General features: G+C 46.5%; 2 protein-coding genes. Both read right to left on the reverse strand.

The genetic code is table 11. From position 1 onward, the window contains the following. Positions 1-87: 87 nt before the first annotated feature. Complete coding sequence (gene rfaH / locus IBX48_RS10540; RefSeq protein WP_296834388.1) at positions 88-588, reverse strand: transcription/translation regulatory transformer protein RfaH; 501 nt, start codon at positions 586-588, stop codon at positions 88-90. Positions 589-815: 227 nt separating this feature from the next. Continuing rightward, on the reverse strand, positions 816-1,464 hold a 649-nt coding region (locus IBX48_RS10545), incomplete at its 5' end, for a GDP-mannose 4,6-dehydratase (RefSeq protein ID WP_296834391.1).

A 1,464-nucleotide genomic window follows, 5' to 3' on the forward strand; every position in this document is an offset into this window, starting at 1 on the left:
ACGCTACCGCTCTACGCTGTCGTTACGCATTTCGAAAAATTGGGCCGTGTTGTGTTTTAAGCTTGAGGGGGTCGCTACTTGGTTAACTTAGTCGCTGGCTTTCTCAAGCTGCTCGGCTTGCAGAATGACTTTTTGTTGCTGGCCGAGAATGTTCATTAGGACAATGATGCGCTGTTCACTGTCATAGTTTTCAAATATGGCGTCTAAGCCGTAAAATGCGCCGCTTTCAACACGCAGTTTGTCGCCCTTTTTATATTGTGCCGGGGCGGCGCCGTTGAGCACGGCTTGTTCTTGTTGTTTTATGGCGTCGACTAAGTCGTCGGTGATCTTGGCGGGATGATTGCCAAAGCGCACCATGTGCATCACACCTTTAGTGGAGCGTATTGGGCTCCAGTCTTGCCCTAAGTTATCAAGCTTTACAAACAGGTATCTTGGAAACAGCGATTCCATACGCTCAATGGCTTTGCCGCGACATTTTTTGAGCACACGACATAAAGGTCGGTACACCTTAAAACCCTGTGCGGCCAGATTGATCTCGGCCAACTCGTCCTGTTTGGGTTTTGTTGTCACTAAATACCAGTTGCGCATCTAACCCCTCTGTTACTTGGGCACCTCGATTAACCCAGAATGGTTTCTGCTTTTTCTGGTGAGCCTGAGGGACCATTTAGCTTTACTTTTTTCCAGCATTTATCTTTGGTGCGTGTGTTCAATATTTGAATTTTGAAAGAGTTTACACGATTAGATGGGTTTTTTCGAGGAATAACACGTAGAAATTAAAACTTAGTAATCGCGGTTACACTTTTGGTGTGTACAGACTAGCAGGCCTGGTTGTTTAGATACCATTGCACGGTTTTGAGAAGGCCGGATTCGAAGGTTTCTTGTGGTTGCCAGCCGAGTTGTTGTTGGATTTTGCTGGCGTCGATGGCGTAATGCATGTCGTGGCCTGGACGGTCTTTTACAAAGACCTTGAGGTCTTTGTAATGATTAATTTTTAATGTTGAATTTTTAATGGTTTTATTTTGTGCAATTGGGGCAAGTTCGTCGAGAATCTCACAGATTTTATCCACGATTTCGATGTTTTGTTTTTCGGTTTGGGTGCCGATGTTGTAGGTTTCGCCTAGTTGGCCTTTTTGGGCCAGGGTAATTAAGGCTTTTATGGTGTCTTCAACAAACATCCAGTCGCGTATTTGTTGACCGTTGCCATATATAGGGATGGGCTGACCATTTAGGGCGTTAATAATGGTTTTAGGTATGAGTTTTTCGGCATATTGAAATGGGCCGTAGTTGTTAGAGCAATGCACCAGAATGCCCGGCAGTTGGTAGGTGCGCCACCAGGCCTGCATAAGGTGGTCTGAGGCGGCTTTGCTGGCACTGTAGGGCGAGCTGGGTTTGTAGGCGTGGGTTTCGGTAAATTTTGCTGGTTTACCACCCTCACCCCAGCCCTCTCCCATCAAGGGAGAGGGG

Source organism: Thiomicrospira sp., assembly GCF_014859555.1.
In the GTDB taxonomy this organism is placed as follows: Bacteria; Pseudomonadota; Gammaproteobacteria; order Thiomicrospirales; family Thiomicrospiraceae; genus Thiomicrospira.